Origin of the sequence: Coleofasciculus sp. A1-SPW-01, from assembly GCF_040217205.1 — a bacterium.
Lineage (GTDB): Bacteria > Cyanobacteriota > Cyanobacteriia > Cyanobacteriales > Coleofasciculaceae > Coleofasciculus > Coleofasciculus chthonoplastes_A.
Map to the genome: position 1 here is coordinate 1 of NZ_JAVJNP010000082.1, position 20,427 is coordinate 20,427.

The following is a 20,427-nucleotide window of genomic DNA, read 5'->3' on the forward strand; positions in this document are numbered from 1 at the left end:
GGCGGGAAATGTCAGTAGTGAGACGGTTAAGCGTTACATTGAAAATCAGAAGACCAGATAGTTTGGTCATCTCCGTACCTCCGATGACCCGCCTTATATCCCACACCTAAAAGGATGTGGGTTTTACGGCGTTTCTATAAAACAAAAATTCTTCGACGCATCAGCTTCAACGGATGTATGGCAATGTTGAGATGCTCTAACGTGACAAATCCCTATCCGCCTGTGGGAGTGCCGATTGCGGTTTGGGAGCCGATTGTATAAGCTTTAGCTTACTACATCAAAGGCTGCCAACCCGTTTTAACGGGTTTAAGCTTTTAGCGCGAACTTTAGTTCAGGGCTTAATATGAAATTTCCCTTATCTCGTCAGAAACGGCAGATTATTCAATTTCTCGGTTTATTCTGCTGCTGTTGCATCCTGATTATTAGTTGTGGTGGGCAAAATACACCCACTGATAATGCTGCAAGTTCCGTCACTAGCATCAGTAGCCCTGAACGCATCGCTGTGGGTTCCGTTGCCAAACCCCGAACCCTTGACCCCGCTGATGCCTATGAAGTGGCGATTAGCGATATTATTACCAGCTTAGGCGATCGCCTCTATACCTACGAGGGGGATACAGATACGCTTATCCCTCAACTGGCGACAGAACTCCCGCAAGTCAGTGATGATGGGTTAACCTACACGATTCCTGTGCGTCAGGGTGTTACGTTCCATGATGGCACACCCTTTAACGCAGACGCCATGGCATTTTCCTTGAGGCGGTTTAGTGAAAACGGGGGTAAACCTTCCGCCCTACTTTCTAACGTCATGGAATCCGTAGAAGCCACAGGGGAATACGAACTCACAATCAAGCTAAAAAATGACTTTGCTCCCTTCCCTTACCTACTAGCCTTTCCTGGATTAAGTGCAGTTTCGCCTCAAGCTTATGAAATTGGACAAGGCAAATTTAAACCCAATGATTTTGTGGGAACGGGTCCCTATAAACTGGTTTCCTTTGAGCCAAATTTAGTCAAAGTGGATGTATTCGAGGACTATTGGGGAGAAAAACCGCTTAATCAAGGGATTGACTTTCAGTTTCTCAGCAGTCCCGCTAACTTGTATAATTCCTTTACCACAGGTGCGGTTGATATTGCCTATCGTGACTTAGATGCCGATCAAATTCTCAGCCTCAAAGAGGATGCTGAATCCAAAGGGTATCAGGTACTAGAAAAACCCAGCAGTCGTGTAGACTATATGGTGCTAAATGTCAAGCAGAAACCCTTAGATCAGGTAGAAGTCCGACAAGCGATCGCGGCGTTAGTGGATCGCCCGTTAATCATTGATCGCGTCTATCGGGGTCAAGCGGAACCCGCTTACAGTATTATTCCCGACACCTTCGCCACCAGCAAACCTGTATTTAAGGAACCTTATGGGGATGGCAATGTGGAAAAGGCAAAAGAACTTTTAACCCAAGCTGGTTTTTCTGCCGAAAATCCGTTTGAATTTGAAATTTGGTACAGTTCCGATAGCCCCCAGCGCCAACAAATTGTTACCCTTATCAAAGAATATGCCGAGCAAAAAATGGAGGGTTTGATGCAAGTTAAACCGCAATCTGTTGAATCTGCTACCCTCTTTGGTAATATTCCCAAAGGCATTTATCCCAGCTATTTAGTCGCTTGGTTCCCAGATTTTGGCGATGCAGATAATTACGTCAGTCCTTTTTTCAGTTGTACGAAAGGCTCAGCGGAAACTGGATGTCAGGAAGGAGCTAGTCAAAGTCAAGGTTTCTTCTATTACAGTGAGCAAATGAACCAACTCATTGATGCTCAACGAAAGGAACAAGATCCCCAGGCGCGACAAGAACTATTTGAGCAAATTCAAGAGCTAATCGCTCAAGATGTGCCGATGGTTCCCTTATTGCAGAAAAAAGAATTTGCGTTTGCTCAAGACAGCTTACAGAACGTAGAAATTAACCCAATTATTGGTATCTCGTTTTGGCAAGTTGACAAAAATGCTTAAGCTGACGTCTACAAAGCCTCGATTTATAGTGGCGTGGCACACCTTATTTGGTGGATTAGCATTGGTTCGTAGTGAGGGCTTTAGCCCTATACAGCTAGGCGTTATAGCACTAAAGTGCTTACGACAAACAAAACCCTATTGTTTAACATGCACGCAACGATAAACCTGTGTTAATCCTACTCGCCCTACCTAATTTGAATTCAGATGTCTCGTTCTCGTGCCTTACTTTACTACATCATCGCCCGGTTGCTTCTAGCACCGTTAATGATGTGGACGATTGTTACTATCGTATTTTTACTCCTCCGCGCTACGCCAGGAGATCCCATTGATGCGGTAATTGGTAATCGTGCAGATGAAGATGTGAAAGCTGAATTTCGGGAACGGTTGGGATTAAATCAGCCGCTACCGTTACAGTATATAAACTATTTACTCCGTTTACTCCGCCTCGATTTAGGTAGTTCAATTACTGACCAAGGACGAGATGTTTGGCAAGTAATTCAGCAGTATTTTCCGGCGACGGCAGAAGTAGCGGTATGTAGTATGATAGTCGCGATAACTGTAGGAATTGGTGTGGGTATTTTTTCCGCCTCTCGTCCTGGTACAGTCTTTGATTTAGGGGGACGGTTATTTGGGATTATTACCTATGCCTTACCGATATTTTGGGCAGGAATGATTGTCCAGTTAATCTTTGCCGTACAGTTAGGATGGTTTCCCCTAGGTGGACGATTTCCGGCATCAGTAACTCCGCCCACAGGATTCACTGGACTGTATACGGTTGATAGTCTCTTGAATGGGAATTTCAACCAATTTTTAACGGCGTTATATTATTTAACCCTACCCTCGTTAACCTTAGGAATTCTTCTAAGTGGAATTTTTGAGCGTATTGTCCGGGTAAATCTCAAGCAAACGCTGAAGGCTGATTATGTGGAAGCTGCACGCGCTAGAGGGATTCAGGAACGGACGATTCTGCTGCGTCATGCATTGAAAAATGCTTTGATTCCGGTGATTACAGTAATGGGACTCACGTTTGCTTCGTTGCTAGGGGGTGCGGTGTTAACTGAAGTTACCTTTTCGTGGCCCGGATTAGCGAATCGATTATATGAAGCGATTCAGTCACGAGATTACCCGACGGTGCAGGGAATTATGGTATTTTTTGGCGCAATTGTGGTGATGGTGAGTATTGCGATTGATATTATCAATGCTTTAATTGACCCGCGTATTCGCTATTGATTATTCATTGTTTAGTAACCCCTGCCACGGCGATTAAAATCGCTGCTACACTTGCCAAAGCCACGGCGATTGAAATCGCTGCTACACAAACAAAGTCCGCCTGCGCGGACTGGGTTATAACGGGGGTAGCGTTCCCCGGATTTGGTATGACTTTGGTAGGTTGGGTTGAACGAAGTGAAACCCAACAGATTACAGATTCCAGCTAGCGTTTGTTGGGTTTCGTACCTTGACCCAACCTACCTCAATTTATTGACTCCAAAACCAGATGGCTAGTTGGCTATATTGGCTTTTGAGCTAATTTTTCTTTTGCTTTTTCGATTGCTGTTTCTTAAACAAAGCCCCAAATCCTAGCGCCATACTGGAACCCAGGATGGTCAGGGGTTCAGGAACAGCGTAGGTAACATCATCGATGGCACCACTACCAGGGAGATCAACTTCAAGACGGGTTACTTTGGTATTACTAAAACCGTCCACTGTAATAAACTCGTTATCTCCAGCGCCCACACTACTCAACGAGTCTACTAGAGTACTACCGTTAAATGTTTCAAATATCGCTGGTCTTCTTTCATCACCATCCAGATAGACTAAACTTTTAAGAAAGATAGGCTCGGAAAAATCAAAGGTTAACGTACCACCAAATCGGCTGTCGTTTGGGCTAGCAGAATTGTTATTTTGACTGATAATTAGAACGTTGCCGAATTGGTTTCCAAAGAACAAGTCATCGTCATTACCTGTGCAGTTACTGTCGTCAATACCACCACCGCATGTGCTGTCAAAGATCATTGGCAGACGGGGATTTCCGCCAGTTGTCCCGTTACCAATACCACCAATTGTTACCGCTACACCTGGAGGTGTCGGAGTTGATGGTCCGAATGGGGGAAAAGTATCCCCTGCATTGAATTCTTCAAAGGTAACCTTGGCAGCTTGGGCTGGGTTAGCGTAGAGTGTGGCTAAACCCAACAGGGCGCCAGCCGCCGCGATCGCAAGCTTCATTTTTTGATACATTATGATACCTATTTTTGTAAAGACGTGTAAAGTTTTTCAACTTCAATAACAGCTTAACCTCGCTTTTAAACCTTTTGTGTAAAGTTTTCGTAAAGAAATTCAGTGTAAATACTCTATTTATTTAAAGTTTTTGTAAAGCTATCCGGCGTCTAAATCAGTTGTGAACTAACGATCATTGCTAGACAAACATTTCAACCCCATTTTTGTTCACGAATCATTTAGACTGGCTCTGGCGCTCTTTTGTCACTCTAGGAAAACCAGGGGGATAAGGGAGACAAGGGGGATGCGAAAAAACTGGACAATTGCCAGGTAAGCTAGAGGTGATTGGTGATTTGGCGACTTGAACTCACGATCGCATGTCTCAGAAAAACGAAACGACTGTATTAGTTTTAGCCTTGCTGATTACCCTTGGTTTAGTTGGGGGCGGGGTTTGGTGGTTTAGCCGTGAGTCTGACTTAATCAACACAAACCGCCAGGTTAAGGTTAATCGTCAATCTCCTGAACAATCCCAACAGGCTAAAACCTTTGCCCAAGTGGAAGGTGTACCCGAAGGACTCTTCAGCTATGGAGGTAGCACGACTTGGGCACCCATCCGTGAAGTCGTAGACCCCGCCATTCAAACCGTGTGGCCCCAATTCCGATTGCGTTACACTGATCCGACAACAGGCGCACCCGGTTCGGGTACAGGGATTAAAATGCTGTTAAATAACCAATTGGCGTTTTCCCAGTCCTCGCGCCCCCTGAAACAAGAGGAATATGAACAAGCCCAGCAACGCGGCTTTACTCTCAAAGAAATTCCTATCGCTATTGATGGTATCGCCGTTGCGGTTAATCCTGACCTGCAAATTCCGGGTTTGACGATTACTCAGCTAAAAGATATTTATACGGGTAAGATTACCAACTGGAATCAAGTCGGGGGTGCTGATTTACCGATTATCCCTTATTCCAGACGCCCAGAAGAAGGCGGTACAATTGAGTTTTTTATGGACAATATTTTAGAGGGAGAAGAGTTTGGCGCGACGGTTGAGTTTATCCCCACCACAACTCAAGCCCTGAGAGTGTTAGCGGATAATCCTGGCGGCATTTATTACGCCTCTGCACCTGAAGTTGTGCCTCAATGTACAATAAAATCTTTACCGATTGGACGCAAACCCGATGAACTGGTTCCTCCTTACCAGGAACCCTTTGTGCCGCTTTCCCAATGTCCCGGACAGCGCAATCAGCTTAATAAGCAGGCGTTTCAATCGGGAAGCTATCCGATTACTCGTCGATTATTTGTCATTGTTAAACAAAATGGTCAACTTGATGAACAAGCCGGGGAAGCGTATGCGCGATTGTTACTTACGAATCAGGGTCAGGACTTAATTAGCCAAGCCGGATTCGTGAGTTTGCGCTGAGTTGAGTAGGGGAGATGGGGGAGATGGGGGAGTAAACGAATGACAAATGACAAATGACAAATGACCAATGACCAATGACCAATGACCAATGACCAATGACCAATGACCAATGACCAATGACCATTAATTATGTCACAGAAAAACGAAACTGGAACCCTTATTGCTGCATTGGTAATTACACTCGTTATATTAGCGGGTGGTTTTTGGTGGTTTACTCGTCAATCGGGGATGAATTTGGGAGGATTGATGGGAGGATTGATGGGAGGTGAAGATAACCCAGCCCAAAATCCATCCCCACCGACTCAACCTGCCAATCCGGGAACGCCAGCCGCGAATCCCAATAGTGCTTTTCCGCCGCCTCAAACTGTCCCCAGTGGCACAATTGTTCGGATTGCAGGTTCGACGAGTATGGTGCAAATTAATCAAGCCTTGAAACAAAGTTTTGAACAGCAGTTTCCTGGTACAACTGTGGAAACCCAAGCTGGGGGTTCAGATAAGGGGATTCTAGCGCTGTTAACAGGAAGTGTCGATATTGCGGCGATTTCTCGTCCTCTGACCTCCCAAGAACAGTCCCAAGGCTTAGTGGCTGTACCTGTAACGAAAGATGCGATCGCGATCGTGGTGGGTGAGGAAAATCCCTTTCAGCGAGGCTTAACTCAGGCGCAAGTTCAGCAAATTTTTCAGGGACAGATTACCAATTGGTCACAAGTCGGTGGTGCTCCAGAACCGATTCGGGTGATTAACCGCCCTCCGGTTAGCGGAACTCGTCAGGCGTTTCAAGAACTGGTACTCAATGGTGGACAATTTGGCACAACACCTAACATTGTCACAATGCAGCAAGATGCAACCACTCCAATTTTGCGAGAATTGGGCAACAATGGAATTAGTTATGCTACCTACGCCCAGGTTGCCGATCAACAAACGGTGCGAATTGTACCTGTCGATGGGTTAACCCCAGAAGCGGCAAATTATCCCTATCAACGAGAACTTTACTACGTCTACAAACAGCCTGCAACGCCGCAGGTGCAAGCCTTTCTGGGTTATGTTGGTTCACCCCAAGGACAAGGTGCGATCGCGGCGACTAACCAGTAAGTTGTTGTGCTATGTTCTCCTATAGGAATTTCACGAGCTTTTGCTAATCCTTTCGATCAGACTATCAGGAAGTCCTAACTCAACGCTCATAGCGGAGAAAAAACTGAGATTCTCTGGGTGATTCACTAAATAATCAAAGAACTAATCTTGGTTATTTTTATATACCTGTTGCACAAATCGGATGCGCTCGATATGCTTACGTCTATCTTCGTACAGTTCAGGTCTATTCCACCCAAGATACTTAATCAGATTTTCAGCTTCTTTGTCATTTGGATCGACCGCAATAAATTGCCCATTTTCATACTTTATCCGTTGATTTAGATCCGCAGAATATGGCTTTAGGATAGGTTCAAACGGCTCGATATTACGGGGTTTGTGCTGATTGATCCAATGCAGCACAGTATACCAATTCCAGTAACTATCATTCTCTGTGCTTTTCAACCGAGCATCAAAATGTTCCACATCAACAGCATCTGTACTTTGGATATAGCGTTCGGAGTAGGCACAAAATCCCATCTGTTCGTTTAGCAGTTCTTGCCTTATCTTAGTTCTATCACTTTGATTTGAATACTGCCACTGATTAGAAATTATCTTTGACTGCGCTGACTTTCTCAGATATCTCATTTGGATGGATCAAAGTTATAGGCGTTTCCGATTTCTAGATATTCAGCAATCAATTCCTGTTTGCGATTTATGTCGCTAGTTGAGTTAATTAATCGCTGTAGTTCCAGAAATCGTTCCCATTTTTGTAGTCCTTGTTTTCCGTAGATGCTGCGTACATGAAAATCTTTAATTAACAAATCATTGGGGTCATCTCCAATCGGAGTAACGCCCGATGTCGCCGTGACAAACCCTTGCTCATCAAAATCCAGGTGGATTCGCTCATAAGGTTCAAACTGAGCGGCGATAATTGGATTATGGGTAGCGACAAAGAACTGTGTGTTTTGGATAATTGAGAGATATTGCTCAATTAGGTCATAAAGCAGATCCGGATATAAACTATTTTCAGGTTCATCAACCAATAGAAAACCTCGCTCTATCTGACGTTGGAAGTACAATGTTTTAATATGCCCTAACTTGAATATATAGCTACGAATCCCACTACTGAGGCTGTTGTACGGTAAGGCTTGACTTGTACTCTTAACTTTCACATACGCCTGAAGATTTTCGTTGAGTTGTACAGGAATTCCTGCTTCTTCAATATCGAATTTTAGTCCTGGCTTGTCTAGTATTCGATTCCATAAGTTTCCAATTTCTTGGAGAATCTCTGGATGATTTTGGTTAAATTCCGCCTCAACCTCTTCAATCGTTTTCTTTTTATTTTCAGGTTTCTTTAAGTGATCTAGGTAATCACTCTCCCGTTTTTTGACCAGATAAATTAATAGTTTCCAAAACTCTCCGGCAGTTTCCATAGATATAAAGTGATAAACTGGAAAATTTTGGAATAGCGTTAAAGCTTCGTTAAGTGTTGTTACAGGTAAATCTCCTTGCTGTAAAAGCAATGACCGATCGGCTGGTACATGAATAATTAAATCTCTCTTGCTGGTAAACGAGGGAATGGGCGGGCTGGAAATGTAGTGTTGTATGCAGAAGTTAGGTGGTACGGTTTTTTGGGTTGGATCAGTGACAAACCGATGCCATTCGTCAGTCTGTTCGACATCAGCATTATAGTAGACTATTGGAGTAAGCTGTCATGCATTTAAATTGGGTATTAGTAGCGAGCAAGATGCTCGCACTACAAGGATTACGCCATTATTGATATTAAGGTTTAAATGCCGAACAGCTTATCAAACCAACCAGGACTGCTATAGGGAGAATGTAAAGCAAAAAAATCTCCAGACGAGGCAGAAAATTTTACAGCGAAGAATGGCATGTTTTTCAGTGGTTGTAGCTGATTTTCATGACCATTAAACTTATTTAATGTGTTGATTGTTTTATCCAGAATCGTTGTTTTTCCCGTTCCATTCGTACCAATAAAGCATATTTTATCTGGTGGTTTACCTGTCTTGGGGTTTACCAAATCCAACTGGAAATTATTGAACTGTTGAAAGCCCTTGATAATTATTTTACTTATTTTCATGGACTGGTTCTCAGGTTTAGGTTTGCAGGAATGTATAAAATTTGTCGTCAAGCTTGTAGTGCGTTAAGCGAAGCCATGCCGCAGGCTTTGCATCTTGCTCGCTACTAATACCCAATTTAAATGCATGACAGCTTAGTAAGGGATATCGGCTTTTATGGCGCTAAAGCGCAACTACGAGCGCAACTACGAACTTTAGGCTAACAACTCATCGACGGCTATGCTAAACCCGGTTAGAACAATCTGCGTACTCACCACATCACCGGAACGAAATGCTAATGTCTGATTCTGAGTGATCACCAAAATCCAACGAGTCTCAGGAAACACTAACCAAACTTCTTGACAACCTGACTCTAAATACTCCGTCGCCTTGGCAAATAAGTCCTCGGCTGTATCTGTGGGTGAGGCAATTTCGGCAATCAGAGGGGGGCTTTGGGGTAATACAGCCACATCACCATACTGATCGAGCAACTGGGATGTCAAATAAGATACATTTGGACGACGCCCCTGGCGCAATGTGCGACAAGGAAGTTCGACGAAAGGTTCACCGCCTTGTCCCGACTCGCTGATGTAATTTCCCCAGTAACGATCTAATCTCGATTGAATTCGACTATGTTTTATCGTCATTCCCGTTGTCTCAATCAATTGTCCATCCACCCACTCTGTATGATCGGGAGGATTAGCCATAAAGTCATCTAGAGAAAAATTATCAGTTAAATTTGCTGCTATAACCATTACTATATCCTCAACTATCTAGGTTTGATATGATAACAAATAACCGATTAGCTTGATTTTGAACTATCGTTATTAAAATCAACAGATTGCATGGGTAAGCAAATTAAATTATCCCCGTAGGTGCTAATCAATCCCTTTTTGCGTAATTTTCCCATTAAGCGAGTCACGGTGACACGAGTTGCACCAATCGCACTACCAATTTGCCCGTGAGTTAAAGGAAATGGCAAACAGTAGCCATCGGGTGTCGGTTCGCCAAATTCTTCAATGATTAGAGTAAGTAATCCGAAAAGGCGATCAATAGTTTTGCGTTGTCCTAATGTGCTTAACCATAGGAGTTTACGCTGATGTTGATAGTGGAACGCATTAAAAACCTCACGCCGGAAGTGGGGCCAATTGTCTAGCTCATGCCAATACATCCAGAGAACTGAGGTTTGGTCAATATGGGAGTAGGCGGACAGAGTAAAGGGCGATTGAACGACAATTTCAAACGGCTGACCTGCACTGACAAATCCTAAAAAGGCTTCTTCTAGAATTGGGGGTAATGATCCGTCTGTTGAGTCATGGGAGCTCAGTTGAGTGGTACCCATTAGGCGTACTGTGCCTCGCTGCACGAGATACAGCAACCCTGAACGAGTGGGAATTCGCTCATCTTTGTTAAACGTTCGATCGCGGTAGTGTTCCTGCGCCCAATCCAGAATCCGTTGCCAGGTTAAGAATGGTCGGGATGGGTCTGAGGTTGAGGGTTGGAAATTCATAGATCGATTAGGATGGAGATCCCATTTTTCTCTCAGTGTACATGGAGTTTAAAGTAGCTAAAAATACATTTAACTACCGAGTTTTTACGGTAAAGTCGTTCAGTAAAAATGTGAGTATAAAATCTCAGTTTCAACGACAGCTTTGGCAGGCAATTGACAGAATCAATACCTTACCCATAGCGGCTCAGTTGACACCGAATACTGTACCTTTACACCGTACCTCTATTTCTAATTATGTATGCTATCGGTCAGCGATCGCACTTAAGTTATCTTCGGCTTGGCAACAGACTCCCTTAGACATCGCTCATCAGCTTACCGAAGCTTTGCTAACGCTTTCTCAAGAGTCTGCTGACACGATTGGTATCAATTTTACCGTTGAAGTATTGCCTCCAGGCTGGATTCTTTTCCGACTTGGCGATCGCGCTTTGGCTACTTACTTACAAGAGTGCTTTAAAATACCCTATTTTCCATCAGTGTCCCCAAATGACTTAAACGATAAATTTCACCCAAAAGGAGGAAGAGGGAACCGAGAAAAATCTCAACACAATCAGCCGGATTCTGATCAGCTTTTTCCCATTCAATATGTTCATGCTCGTTGCTGTTCGCTTTTACGTCTAGCTGACGAACAGGGATTGATTGAGATCACCGATACAGGAGGGGGGGAAGATGGGGGAGATGGGGGAGATGGGGGAGATGGGGGAGATGGGGGAGCTGGGGAAGCTGGGGGAGCTGGGGAAGCTGGGGGAGCTGGGGAAGCTGGGGGAGCTGGGGAAGCTGAGGGAGACAAGGAGGAATTGTTTTCAGTCACCACTCACCCATCCCCAATTACGATCATTTACCCAAATCCAATTCCTTGGCTCCAGGATGCAGGAGACTCCGATAGGGAGTCGGTAAGGCTACGTACAAACCATCCTGCTGAATGGGATTTGATTGTCCAGCTTTTTGATCTGTTAGACGTGATCAGTACTTCCGATTGTCAGCGTTGGGTTAAACAAGGATTGGCTGTCAGTGAGGCTTATGAGCAATTTTACAAATCCTGCCGAATTTGGGGAGAGGTGAAGATTCATGATTTGCCCTTGGCGCGGGCGAGATTGGGGTTAATCGGGGTTACACAGGTGGTGTTGCGATCGCTCCTGGAAAAATTGGGTGTATCTGCTCCTAGAGCGTTGTAGGTGCTGGGGAAGCTGGGGGAGATGAAGAATTGGGTATAGGTGAAAGGAAAGGTTTTTTTATTCTAGGAGCATAGAAAAACAACTTTTCTTACGAGGCGTGACATTTTCCACTTATTCCGGTATGATTCTGAATGTGTGAGGAGCGAACCAGCGAGGGAACCGAGACGAAACACGGACAGTCGTCGGTTCCCTTTCTGATCCAGCTAAACTTTACAAGATTAACGCTTCAATAGCTGTAGCTACGCCATCTTGTTCAACAGAGGGCGCTACCCATTGCGCGATCGCCTGAACTTCGAGAGGCGCATTGCCCATGGCGACGCCGAACCCGGCATAGTCCAGCATTTCAATATCGTTAAAGTTATCGCCAATTGCCATAACATTTTGGGCAGATAATCCCAGCAAGTTTTCGGCTAGGTAGCGCACGGCTTCTCCTTTGTTGACGAGGGGATTGGTTGCTTCAAAGAAGGTGGCGACGGATTTAGTCAGGTAAAGTTCGGCGGGGGTGTATTGCTGACGCAAGCGGCTAAATAATTGGTCGATAACCGTTGTATCTTGACAGAGGGCTAATACCTTGGTGGGTTCGTTGGTGAGTACCTGACGCAAGTCACCCACCGAGAGGGGTTGAATATCTGCCCGTTGAGCATAGCGCTGGGTTTCGGGGGTCATTTCCCGAACATACAATTGATCGTTGATATAGAAATGAACCGAAAGTTGCGATCGCAGCATGTCACTCTCAAAATAATCCAATAATTGTTCAGCCCTAGCACGGGAGACGGATAAATGGCGGTGAATTGTCTCTGTGGCGGGATCTTGAATCCATGCGCCTTGATACGCCAGAATCGGTAGGGTAGAACCAACCTGCCGATGGAAGCGTAAAGCAGAACAGTACATGCGTCCGGTTGCGATCGCGACTTGAATTCCCTTTGTTTGTACCCGACGAATGGCTTGCTTTACAGGTTCTGTAATCGTATTGGTTTCACCCGCGATCGTGCCATCAATATCCAGAACCAGTAATTGAATGTCCAGGCTATCTCGCTCTTGAGGTTCTAAGGATTGGGACATCTGTTTTATATCGATTATCTAGACAGGGCGATACCGGGGAAAACTCGGTAACTCAATTGATGACAATGACTTAATTTTTTTCGGGCGTCGTAGGGGATAAACCACAGGTGAGGGCCAATTGGGTTGGGGGAGAGTCACCTCATTCTCTTCATCCCATTCATCTTCAGTCTCTGATGTCTCTGCTGAGGAGAATCCGGATTCATCAACCGTTTCGGCTTCCCTTCCGGGTTCGAGCATCCAAGGGTTTGGCTCCTGAGTTAAATCGTATGCTACTTCTGATAATCCTGAAGCTTGCGCCAGGGAGTTCATTTCCGCCAGAAGTTGTCGCTCGGCTTCTAACTCCGCCGCCGTACTGCCTGAAATCGGAGTAACGGTTGAGTCAATTGGCGTTGTTGATGGGTGAGACTCTGTGGGTTCAGTAACGTCTTCGGTATCTGAAGCAGATGTCGCCAATAATGAATCAAGCTGGAGGGGACGATTCCAGAGGGGTTCAGTATCCGTTGAGGATTCGTCGGCGAGGAAATCCTGTTGAGTGGACCACGGTTGGATGGGTTGGGCTTTGGGGACAACACCGCCTACATCCCGTTTTGGACGGGTAGGTTGGGCTTCGCTTACCTGACGATTCGGCATTTCCAGGCATTTTTCCAGGGCGACTTTGAATTGTAAGGTTTGCTGTTGTTGTCGGTGTAAGCGGGTTTTCAGTTCTCGACAGGTATTAGCCGATTGCACTAATTGATGGGATTGTTCGTTATTCCGTTGCTGGGTGAGGGCGCATTCCCGTTCTAGTTGGGCGACTCGTTCTTGAGAGCTTTGTAGTTGCTCGGATAAGGTTTCAATCAGAATTTGCTGACGAGTTGCGGCTTGATGGGAGGATTCTAGGGTATGGAACAGACGAGTTAATTGCTCTTGCAGCGTGTTAAGTTCCTCGCCTTGGCGGACAATCAGACTATCCTGCTCTTGCGATCGCAGCATCTCGGCGTTTAAGGCGTCTTGTTTTTCATTCAGGGCGCCCTGAAGTTGAGCAATTTGTTCGAGCAAGCGGCGATTGCGCTGGCGCATTTTTTGAGCAAGGGCAAACCAATCCGCGTCTTTGTTGCGAGATTCTGCCAGGGTGGGAAGTGATTCAGGATCGCTAGGTTCTGCCTCAACGTTGAGTGGGGAGTCTAACTCGACGGTTTGGTCGATATCCACATCCGGCTGGGGTTTATCCTCATTCATGTCGGCTATCTGAAAGAGGTTGAGCAGCGTCTGAGATTCAGGATTCTCTGGCTCATCGGGAGTATGTTTAGCACTCTCATCGGTCCATTCACTGGACTCCGGGAGAGGCTCTTTATTAGGGGTGTCAGAATCACTCATTGCTCTTCATCCAGAGGGTCACAAATCAACCAAATTATCAATTATGGACTATGAATTTTAAGTTGTTATTGATATAAACCAGTATTTTGGATTTTAAGCTGGGGGATGGCTCAGAGCCAAGGTGAGTTAAGATTTCCTGGTTTTTGACTCCTTTCCAAAGTAAGACACAAAACTCGCCAGATTACAAATTGTGCTGGGAGAATTTAACAACCGCCTCACCAGAGTATGCAAAAGCATCGGAATAAATCCCCTCTACCCCTCTGCCTTCTGCTTTCTGCCCTCTGCCTTTGTTTTTTATGAATCCTTGACGAGGATGTCTACCAATAAATCTTGATGCATCAACGCCCGATCGACTAAGGATTGGATTTGATCGCGGCTAAGAGGATTACCATTGGCATAGTAATCGATCCAGGTATGCGCGATCGCGTTTGAGTCATCGGGTATGTCGGTTAACCTCCATCCCGGCAAGTCGAGTTCTGCCATTAGGGAATCAACCTTCGGGTCATAGCTTAAGGCAAAACAGCGACAGTCTTGGGCTGCTGCCATAATCAGACTGTGGTAGCGCATCCCAATTGCCATTTCTACTCCCCGAAACAATCCTTTTAATTGTTGGGGTTCATCGAGCTGGAAAATCTGATGGGTATCCGGAAGCTGGGAGGCAATGGATTGGGCGATGCTCAGATCTTGAGATGCCTGAAATGGCACAAGTAGTATACAGGTTTTGGTGGCTTCTTGAAAGGCGATCAGAGCTTGGGTAAGGTTGGCGAGACGCTCTTGGGTAAGATGGGGGTGCGATCGCAAGGTGACGGCGACTCTGGGTGCTTTTAAGTCCCATAATCCGGGGACTGGGGTTGAGTCTAATGCCCAGACTGGATCAGGAGCCACCCGAAACGGCACCTGCCAATCGGCTAGGAGGGCGGCTGAGGTGCGATCGCGGACACTGACGCCTGTACATCCCTGAAAACATTGTCGTGCCATCCAGCGCGTCAGAGGGCGCTGCAACGGACCAATTCCCTGCGCCCAGGCAATAGTTTTTAAGCCCCGCTGTTGAGCTAATCCCATTAAACCACTGTAGTAAACTGGACTCATGGCACTGGTGGCGTCTTGGATTAAACTGCCACCTCCCCAGATAAAACTATCGGCTTGGTTAAAGGCTTGCAAGACACGGAACGCCGAGGTGCGATCGCAGGTTTCTACCCCATAGCGTTTACGTGTTTGGTTCGGATTACCTGAAAGCACCAGTGGTGTTATCGATTTAGGCAGCATTTGCAGCAACGACGCCAGCAACGCCTCATCACCCCCATTGCCCTTGCCATAATATCCGCATACTATTGCCCGTTTCTGCCCCATGCCCTGATTAATGATCGGTGTTTGGTATCGTATCAGTTTAGGACAATCCGCGATCGCTGTGTCAAAGGCATAAGGCAGACGGTTCTCATAAAAATCCTTGTTGTGTGAGCATCTTGCTCACTACCTATACTCAATTTAAATGCATGACAGCTTATCGAGTTATCCATGAATCCTAACTTAATTCTGCCCGTCGGTACGCAAGTTGTCAGTCGTGTCGAGGTCAAAAATTCTGCCAATGAACCCTTATGTGTACGCGGTGCGGTTGGTGTTATCGTCAAATCGCCAACTGATAATTCCCATGCCTATCGTATCCGTTTACCGAACAACGTTGAAATCACCCTAAATCGACAGGAATTTAGTATCCGCAAGCATTTTCAAAACGAAGGATTACAGCAAGCCGCCGATAGCCTGAGTGATTACAATTTATACGAGTATGTCATCTATCGTTGTATTGTCGGGTCTAGGGCGTTTGGTTTAGATCAGGAAACCTCAGATATTGACCGTCGTGGGATTTACTTACCGCCTGCTGACGTTCACTGGTCACTTTACGGCATTCCCGAACAATTAGAAAATAAAGAAAACCAGGAATGTTATTGGGAACTCCAAAAGTTTTTAATCTTAGCGCTTAAAGCCAATCCCAATGTTTTAGAATGCTTGTATACTCCCTTAGTCGAGACAGCAACCCCCATCGCCAAAGACTTGCTAGACCAACGAGAAATGTTTCTGTCGCAATTAGTCTATCAAACCTATAACGGTTATGCAATGTCCCAATTCAAAAAAATGGAGCAAGATCTCCGCACCAAAGGAAAAATTCGCTTAAAACACGCCATGCATCTGATCCGGTTGTTATTATCAGGGATTACCATCCTCAAAGACGGCTTTGTTCCGGTTAAAGTCGAGGACTATCGACAACAATTGCTAGCGATTCGCCAGGGAGACATGGCTTGGGACGAGGTAAACGCTTGGCGATTATCCTTACATCATCAGTTTGATCAAGCCTTGAGAAACACCTCATTACCCGAACGCCCAGACTATGAAAAAGCCAACACATTCTTAATAAAAGCAAGGCGGAGCCGCTCATCGTTATGCTTGTAGTTGCACTTTAGCGCCCTAAACCTTTGCCACCCTTCCTATAAATAAAGAATGAAATATCAAAATATTTGCCAACACATCATAACCTTGTAGAGACGTAGCATGACGTCTCTACCCGTTAAATCCCTTATTCCATTCACCACCTGTTTTTGAAATCAAATTGATAAATCCTATGTGTGATACATTTGTGTCCTTACCCAACTCAACACTCAACGGCGATATTATATTCGGCAAAAATAGCGATCGCCCCCAGGGTGAACTTCAAGATGTTGTCGTCATTCCCGCCAGAAACGACAACTCAAACACAACAGTTGAATGCACCTATATTTCAATTCCCCAAGTCAACAAAACCCTAGCAGTGATCCTCTCCAAACCCCGATGGATGTGGGGTGCAGAAATGGGGGCAAATGAATGTGGCGTTGTAATTGGCAATGAAGCCGTTTGGACAGTTGAACCCTATAAAACCAAAGGGTTGCTGGGCATGGATTTAGTCCGCTTAGGATTAGAACGCGGCAAAACAGCGTTAGACGCGCTTCATGTAATCACATCGTTGCTAAACAAATATGGACAAGGCGGGAATTGTGCCGAAAACTTTGCCATGAATTATCATAACTCATTTATTCTGGCAGATGCCCAAGACGCCTGGGTATTAGAAACCGCTGGCGAGTATTGGGTAGCTGAACGAGTACAACAAGGAACTCGCTCAATTTCTAATAATCTCAGTATTCGCAATTCAGGTGATTTGCGCCATCCAGAGATAATTAATTATGCGGTGAATCGAGGATGGTGTGCGGGAGAGGAAGATTTTGATTTTGCCAGCATTTTTTCGGAAGGAGGATATTCAGAATCCCTATCCATTGATTCCAGAGAAGGGACAGTCAGACATTTATGTCAAGTTAATCAAGGCAAATTTTCCATTGAGACAGCACAATCAATTTTACGAGAACACAAGGGGAATATTTGTATGCACGGTGCGTTTGAAAGCGCCGGAAGTCAAGTTTCGTCTCTGTCGCCAGATGGCTGTAAACACTGGTTTATTGAGCAGCCATTTCCCTGTCAGCAAACTTATCAACAAAAGCGTTTTTTAGTCGATTCAGTATCAGTACATTAAGATTAGGCAGAATAAGTAAAAGTTATCCGAGTTCCCTCCCCTTGGCAAGGAGAGGGTTAGGAAGGGGTCAAATCAAGGTATTGCCGAGTTTTGAGCTTAAGTTGATACATAATAAGGCTGTGCGCCCCTACGAAGGTTTCCGATTAATCCGATTTAACCCAATCGGTAGAGATATTTTTCAAAAATAAGGCAAGTCATGATTGAAAGACAAAATCGCTTACTTCCCGCTGTTGGCAAACAGCCGTATCCGCTATTATTTGTCACCATTAGCGGGGCGCATTTATACGGATTTCCCTCACCCGATTCGGATTACGATTTGCGCGGTAGCCACATTTTACCAATACAAGACGTCGTTGGACTAGAAACCGGACGTGAGACAATTGAAGTTGCCGAAATTCGAGATAAATTAGAACTAGATTTAGTCACTCACGACATCAAAAAGTTTTTTTCTCTGCTTCTAAAAAAGAATGGATATGTCTTAGAGCAATTGTACTCTCCGCTGATTGTTCATACAACTCCAGAACATCAAGAATTAAAAGCGATCGCGAAAGGGTGCATCACCCGTCACCACAGCCATCATTACTTGGGGTTTGCCCGAACTCAATGGCGACTGTTTGGCAAAGAATGTCCGCGCCGAATTAAGCCCTTGCTTTATGTCTATCGGGTTTTACTCACGGGTATTCATTTAATGAAAACTGGTGAAGTGGAAGCCAATTTGCTCAAGTTGAATGAAGAATTTAGATTATCCTATATTTCCGATTTAATTACCCAGAAATTAACCAGTGCGGAAAAATCTCCGATAGAAGAGGGAGATTTAGGATTTTATCGGGGAGAATACGAACGGCTGTATGAGGAATTAGAACAAGCCAGTCAGTCGAGTGAACTACCTGCCACACCCTCGGCAAAAGAGGCGTTAAATGACCTGCTAATTCGGTTACGCTTGAATGGGGAAGATGGGGCAAATAAATGACATCGTGTCTTGCTACGCAAGGATTATATAAATCCCCAAAAATCAATTTTAACAAAAAGTAATTTTTGTTGGTAGTGCGAGCATCTTGCTCGCTACCCATTCCCAATTTAAATGTATAACAGCTTATGTCTGTATAACGATGTTCAAGGAAAAATCAAGCCAAATCATAGCAAGTCTCATTCAGATTTGGCGATCGCAAGCTAATAAGCCTCTGTTCTGGAAGCTTGCTATTATCCCGATTTTAGGGGTAATCCTAACAGTTGCGGGGCTTTGGGTATTTCTAGAAATTGCGGATGAGGTGTTAGAAAAGCAAACTCAGGCAATTGACACAACCCTAATATTGCTGGTTAAACAATTTCATTCGCCGCTGCTAGATTGGGTAATGCGGGGGGCTTCGATTATTGGCGGAACCGTGGTTGTTACTCTAATTTGTCTAATTTTAGGGGCAATATTTTGGGCGCGACAACAGCGCGTTTATTTTACCGCTTTAGCGATTACTGCTATTGGCGGAACCGGATTAAACCTGTTAATTAAACAGTTATTTGACCGTCAACGCCCTCAACTCTGGGAAATGACTAGGAGTGAACCCAATACCTCCAGTTTCCCTAGTGGTCATGCCATGTTATCACTGGTTATCTATGGTTTTATTGCCTATTTACTAGCCCGTCACTTTCGCCGTTGGCGGTGGTGGATTGTTAGCCTAATTATTGGCTTGATTGCTTTAATTGGCTTCAGTCGGGTTTATCTGGGTATTCATTGGCCCACAGATATTGTAGCCGGACAAGCGGCAGGATTAACCTGGCTGATGGCTTGTTTGTTAAATCTTGAGATTTACCGACGCTATCATCAATACCGTAATAACTCACCACAGTCACTCTCATCCTAATTTAAGGACAATAATACGCTCAATAATTTTATATCACCGAAATCCTTGATATACCGTAGGGTAGGCATTGCCCACCAGCCAAAATTTCAGTCCCCTTCAATTTAAGGGTTATGGAGTTGTCGCAGCAATAAAGCAAAACCACTATGGAAGCGGTTATCTTAATCGGAATTCAGGCGTCAGGGAAATCATCATTTTGCCGCGATCGCTTTTATAATACTCATATCCGGATTAACTTGGATATGCTCAAAACTCGGCATCGGGAAGCGATTCTGGTTCAAGCATGTCTCGATGCTCAACAGCGGTTTGTTGTGGATAACACGAATCCGACTCCGGCAGATAGAGCGCGTTATATCCTACCTGCGAAGGAAAATAGATTTCGGGTTGTGGGGTATTATTTTCAATCGGTTGTAGAGGATTGTAAGCGACGGAATGCTCAACGCCAAGGCAAACAGGTGATTCCTGTACCGGGGATTTTAGCAACTCATAAAAAGCTGGTTTTACCGCGCTGGGATGAAGGGTTTGATGCGCTTTATTATGTGAAAATGGGGGCAAATTATTCGTTTATCGTCAAAGAGTGGAATCAATACAGCAAGGGATAGCAATAGTCAACTTGTGTTACAGCAGATTTGGACGTTCGGTCAAAATTATTATATGCCGTGAAAAGTCAGATATATTAACCCAACTTAACCATACTACTAAATTACAGTTCCTCGCTTGGTGGGCAAGAGCAGCGAACTATAACATCAGCATTTCAATGTTTATAGTCTTGCCCACCCTACAATCCAACTAGATGGATAACCGATTACTATTTCCGCCGCCAGCATCCGACATTCCGACGACGCAAGTGGTTTCTCGGTCGAGCGATTCATGGTTCTAGCGTTAAGGACATTGGTTGGTTTAACCCCGACGGTGGCGACATGACCGAGGATCAATGGATGGCGGGGTATACCAAGGCGATCGGTATTTTCTTAAATGGTGAAGAAATTGCCACGCCAGGAGAGGAGGGGGAACGAGTCATGGATGAGAGTTTCTTCATCTGCTTCAATGCTCACTATGAGATGATTGAATTTACGCTCCCTCCAGGATTGCAAGCCAGAGAATGGGTGGTGGTGATTGACACCGACAAGCCTCGCTTTGTCGA

19 protein-coding genes and 1 pseudogene are annotated in these 20,427 nt (G+C 45.0%); 11 read left to right on the forward strand and 9 right to left on the reverse strand.

The window, feature by feature from the left end; translation table 11 throughout:
* The first annotated feature begins 343 nt into the window (after positions 1-343).
* Together RH949_RS12390 and RH949_RS12395 are read left to right on the forward strand one after the other, a co-directional pair.
* Positions 344-1,996 (forward strand): ABC transporter substrate-binding protein, encoded by a 1,653-nt coding sequence (locus tag RH949_RS12390; RefSeq protein ID WP_446353446.1) that lies wholly within the window; start codon positions 344-346, stop codon positions 1,994-1,996.
* 204 nt (positions 1,997-2,200) lie between these two features.
* Positions 2,201-3,226 carry an ABC transporter permease gene (locus RH949_RS12395; protein WP_446353448.1) on the forward strand — a complete coding sequence of 342 codons (1,026 nt, stop codon included), beginning with the start codon at positions 2,201-2,203 and terminating at the stop codon, positions 3,224-3,226.
* Between the two features lie 294 nt (positions 3,227-3,520).
* On the opposite strand, the gene RH949_RS12400 is transcribed toward RH949_RS12395, so the two are convergent.
* Complete coding sequence (locus RH949_RS12400) at positions 3,521-4,219, reverse strand: PEP-CTERM sorting domain-containing protein (protein ID WP_446353450.1); 699 nt, start codon at positions 4,217-4,219, stop codon at positions 3,521-3,523.
* 368 nt (positions 4,220-4,587) lie between these two features.
* On the opposite strand from RH949_RS12400, the gene RH949_RS12405 reads away from it, so the two are divergent.
* Together RH949_RS12405 and RH949_RS12410 are read left to right on the forward strand one after the other, a co-directional pair.
* Positions 4,588-5,628, forward strand: coding sequence for a PstS family phosphate ABC transporter substrate-binding protein (locus tag RH949_RS12405; protein ID WP_446353452.1), 1,041 nt, complete (start codon positions 4,588-4,590; stop codon positions 5,626-5,628).
* Between the two features lie 129 nt (positions 5,629-5,757).
* Complete coding sequence (locus RH949_RS12410) at positions 5,758-6,720, forward strand: phosphate ABC transporter substrate-binding protein (protein ID WP_446353454.1); 963 nt, start codon at positions 5,758-5,760, stop codon at positions 6,718-6,720.
* A 141-nt stretch (positions 6,721-6,861) separates the two neighbouring features.
* Here RH949_RS12410 and RH949_RS12415 read toward each other — a convergent pair whose 3' ends face one another.
* From RH949_RS12415 to RH949_RS12435, 5 genes are all read right to left on the reverse strand, one after another.
* Positions 6,862-7,236 carry a hypothetical protein gene (locus RH949_RS12415; RefSeq protein WP_446353456.1) on the reverse strand — a complete coding sequence of 125 codons (375 nt, stop codon included), beginning with the start codon at positions 7,234-7,236 and terminating at the stop codon, positions 6,862-6,864.
* A 104-nt stretch (positions 7,237-7,340) separates the two neighbouring features.
* Complete coding sequence (locus RH949_RS12420) at positions 7,341-8,132, reverse strand: AAA family ATPase (protein ID WP_446353458.1); 792 nt, start codon at positions 8,130-8,132, stop codon at positions 7,341-7,343.
* A 356-nt stretch (positions 8,133-8,488) separates the two neighbouring features.
* Positions 8,489-8,800 carry an AAA family ATPase gene (locus RH949_RS12425; RefSeq protein WP_446353460.1) on the reverse strand — a complete coding sequence of 104 codons (312 nt, stop codon included), beginning with the start codon at positions 8,798-8,800 and terminating at the stop codon, positions 8,489-8,491.
* A 192-nt stretch (positions 8,801-8,992) separates the two neighbouring features.
* Complete coding sequence (locus tag RH949_RS12430) at positions 8,993-9,532, reverse strand: Uma2 family endonuclease (protein ID WP_446353462.1); 540 nt, start codon at positions 9,530-9,532, stop codon at positions 8,993-8,995.
* A gap of 47 nt (positions 9,533-9,579) precedes the next feature.
* A complete protein-coding gene (locus RH949_RS12435) occupies positions 9,580-10,287 on the reverse strand; it encodes a Crp/Fnr family transcriptional regulator (protein ID WP_006104574.1) in 708 nt (235 codons plus the stop codon).
* A gap of 110 nt (positions 10,288-10,397) precedes the next feature.
* On the opposite strand from RH949_RS12435, the gene RH949_RS12440 reads away from it, so the two are divergent.
* Complete coding sequence (locus RH949_RS12440; protein ID WP_446353464.1) at positions 10,398-11,459, forward strand: DALR anticodon-binding domain-containing protein; 1,062 nt, start codon at positions 10,398-10,400, stop codon at positions 11,457-11,459.
* Positions 11,460-11,669: 210 nt separating this feature from the next.
* Here the strand turns inward: RH949_RS12440 and RH949_RS12445 are convergent, their stop codons facing one another.
* The 3 genes from RH949_RS12445 to csaB form a co-directional block, all read right to left on the reverse strand.
* The gene (locus RH949_RS12445; RefSeq protein ID WP_006104603.1) at positions 11,670-12,521 is read right to left on the reverse strand and encodes a Cof-type HAD-IIB family hydrolase; all 852 of its coding nucleotides are present in this window, start codon (positions 12,519-12,521) and stop codon (positions 11,670-11,672) included.
* Positions 12,522-12,539: 18 nt separating this feature from the next.
* Positions 12,540-13,877 (reverse strand): hypothetical protein, encoded by a 1,338-nt coding sequence (locus tag RH949_RS12450; protein ID WP_006104608.1) that lies wholly within the window; start codon positions 13,875-13,877, stop codon positions 12,540-12,542.
* Positions 13,878-14,171: 294 nt separating this feature from the next.
* Entirely contained in the window at positions 14,172-15,227 is a 1,056-nt protein-coding gene (gene csaB, locus RH949_RS12455; RefSeq protein ID WP_006104665.1) for a polysaccharide pyruvyl transferase CsaB, read from the reverse strand.
* Between the two features lie 165 nt (positions 15,228-15,392).
* On the opposite strand from csaB, the gene RH949_RS12460 reads away from it, so the two are divergent.
* The 6 genes and pseudogenes from RH949_RS12460 to RH949_RS12485 all read left to right on the forward strand — a co-directional run.
* Complete coding sequence (locus RH949_RS12460) at positions 15,393-16,322, forward strand: nucleotidyltransferase domain-containing protein (protein WP_446353467.1); 930 nt, start codon at positions 15,393-15,395, stop codon at positions 16,320-16,322.
* 169 nt (positions 16,323-16,491) lie between these two features.
* Entirely contained in the window at positions 16,492-17,430 is a 939-nt protein-coding gene (locus RH949_RS12465; RefSeq protein WP_446353469.1) for a C69 family dipeptidase, read from the forward strand.
* Between the two features lie 196 nt (positions 17,431-17,626).
* Positions 17,627-18,400 carry a nucleotidyltransferase domain-containing protein gene (locus RH949_RS12470; RefSeq protein ID WP_006104568.1) on the forward strand — a complete coding sequence of 258 codons (774 nt, stop codon included), beginning with the start codon at positions 17,627-17,629 and terminating at the stop codon, positions 18,398-18,400.
* A gap of 139 nt (positions 18,401-18,539) precedes the next feature.
* Complete coding sequence (locus tag RH949_RS12475; RefSeq protein WP_446353471.1) at positions 18,540-19,286, forward strand: phosphatase PAP2 family protein; 747 nt, start codon at positions 18,540-18,542, stop codon at positions 19,284-19,286.
* Positions 19,287-19,429: 143 nt separating this feature from the next.
* Entirely contained in the window at positions 19,430-19,885 is a 456-nt protein-coding gene (locus RH949_RS12480) for an AAA family ATPase (protein ID WP_006104616.1), read from the forward strand.
* Between the two features lie 207 nt (positions 19,886-20,092).
* A pseudogene (locus RH949_RS12485) lies at positions 20,093-20,427 on the forward strand (glycogen debranching enzyme); the annotation flags it as partial.

What these genes read in the sequence shown, in the direction of transcription:
- RH949_RS12420 (WP_446353458.1), bottom strand. Translation starts at nt 8,132, where the DNA reads ATGGAAACTGCCGGAGAGTTTTGGAAACTATTAATTTATCTGGTCAAA.
- RH949_RS12435 (WP_006104574.1), bottom strand. Translation starts at nt 10,287, where the DNA reads ATGAATTTCCAACCCTCAACCTCAGACCCATCCCGACCATTCTTAACC.
- RH949_RS12465 (WP_446353469.1), top strand. Translation starts at nt 16,492, where the DNA reads ATGTGTGATACATTTGTGTCCTTACCCAACTCAACACTCAACGGCGAT.
- RH949_RS12390 (WP_446353446.1), top strand. Translation starts at nt 344, where the DNA reads ATGAAATTTCCCTTATCTCGTCAGAAACGGCAGATTATTCAATTTCTC.
- RH949_RS12430 (WP_446353462.1), bottom strand. Translation starts at nt 9,532, where the DNA reads ATGGTTATAGCAGCAAATTTAACTGATAATTTTTCTCTAGATGACTTT.
- RH949_RS12470 (WP_006104568.1), top strand. Translation starts at nt 17,627, where the DNA reads ATGATTGAAAGACAAAATCGCTTACTTCCCGCTGTTGGCAAACAGCCG.
- csaB (WP_006104665.1), bottom strand. Translation starts at nt 15,227, where the DNA reads ATGGGGCAGAAACGGGCAATAGTATGCGGATATTATGGCAAGGGCAAT.
- RH949_RS12445 (WP_006104603.1), bottom strand. Translation starts at nt 12,521, where the DNA reads ATGTCCCAATCCTTAGAACCTCAAGAGCGAGATAGCCTGGACATTCAA.
- RH949_RS12425 (WP_446353460.1), bottom strand. Translation starts at nt 8,800, where the DNA reads ATGAAAATAAGTAAAATAATTATCAAGGGCTTTCAACAGTTCAATAAT.
- RH949_RS12415 (WP_446353456.1), bottom strand. Translation starts at nt 7,236, where the DNA reads ATGGGATTTTGTGCCTACTCCGAACGCTATATCCAAAGTACAGATGCT.
- RH949_RS12395 (WP_446353448.1), top strand. Translation starts at nt 2,201, where the DNA reads ATGTCTCGTTCTCGTGCCTTACTTTACTACATCATCGCCCGGTTGCTT.
- RH949_RS12410 (WP_446353454.1), top strand. Translation starts at nt 5,758, where the DNA reads ATGTCACAGAAAAACGAAACTGGAACCCTTATTGCTGCATTGGTAATT.
- RH949_RS12405 (WP_446353452.1), top strand. Translation starts at nt 4,588, where the DNA reads ATGTCTCAGAAAAACGAAACGACTGTATTAGTTTTAGCCTTGCTGATT.
- RH949_RS12450 (WP_006104608.1), bottom strand. Translation starts at nt 13,877, where the DNA reads ATGAGTGATTCTGACACCCCTAATAAAGAGCCTCTCCCGGAGTCCAGT.
- RH949_RS12480 (WP_006104616.1), top strand. Translation starts at nt 19,430, where the DNA reads ATGGAAGCGGTTATCTTAATCGGAATTCAGGCGTCAGGGAAATCATCA.
- RH949_RS12475 (WP_446353471.1), top strand. Translation starts at nt 18,540, where the DNA reads ATGTTCAAGGAAAAATCAAGCCAAATCATAGCAAGTCTCATTCAGATT.
- RH949_RS12460 (WP_446353467.1), top strand. Translation starts at nt 15,393, where the DNA reads ATGAATCCTAACTTAATTCTGCCCGTCGGTACGCAAGTTGTCAGTCGT.
- RH949_RS12400 (WP_446353450.1), bottom strand. Translation starts at nt 4,219, where the DNA reads ATGAAGCTTGCGATCGCGGCGGCTGGCGCCCTGTTGGGTTTAGCCACA.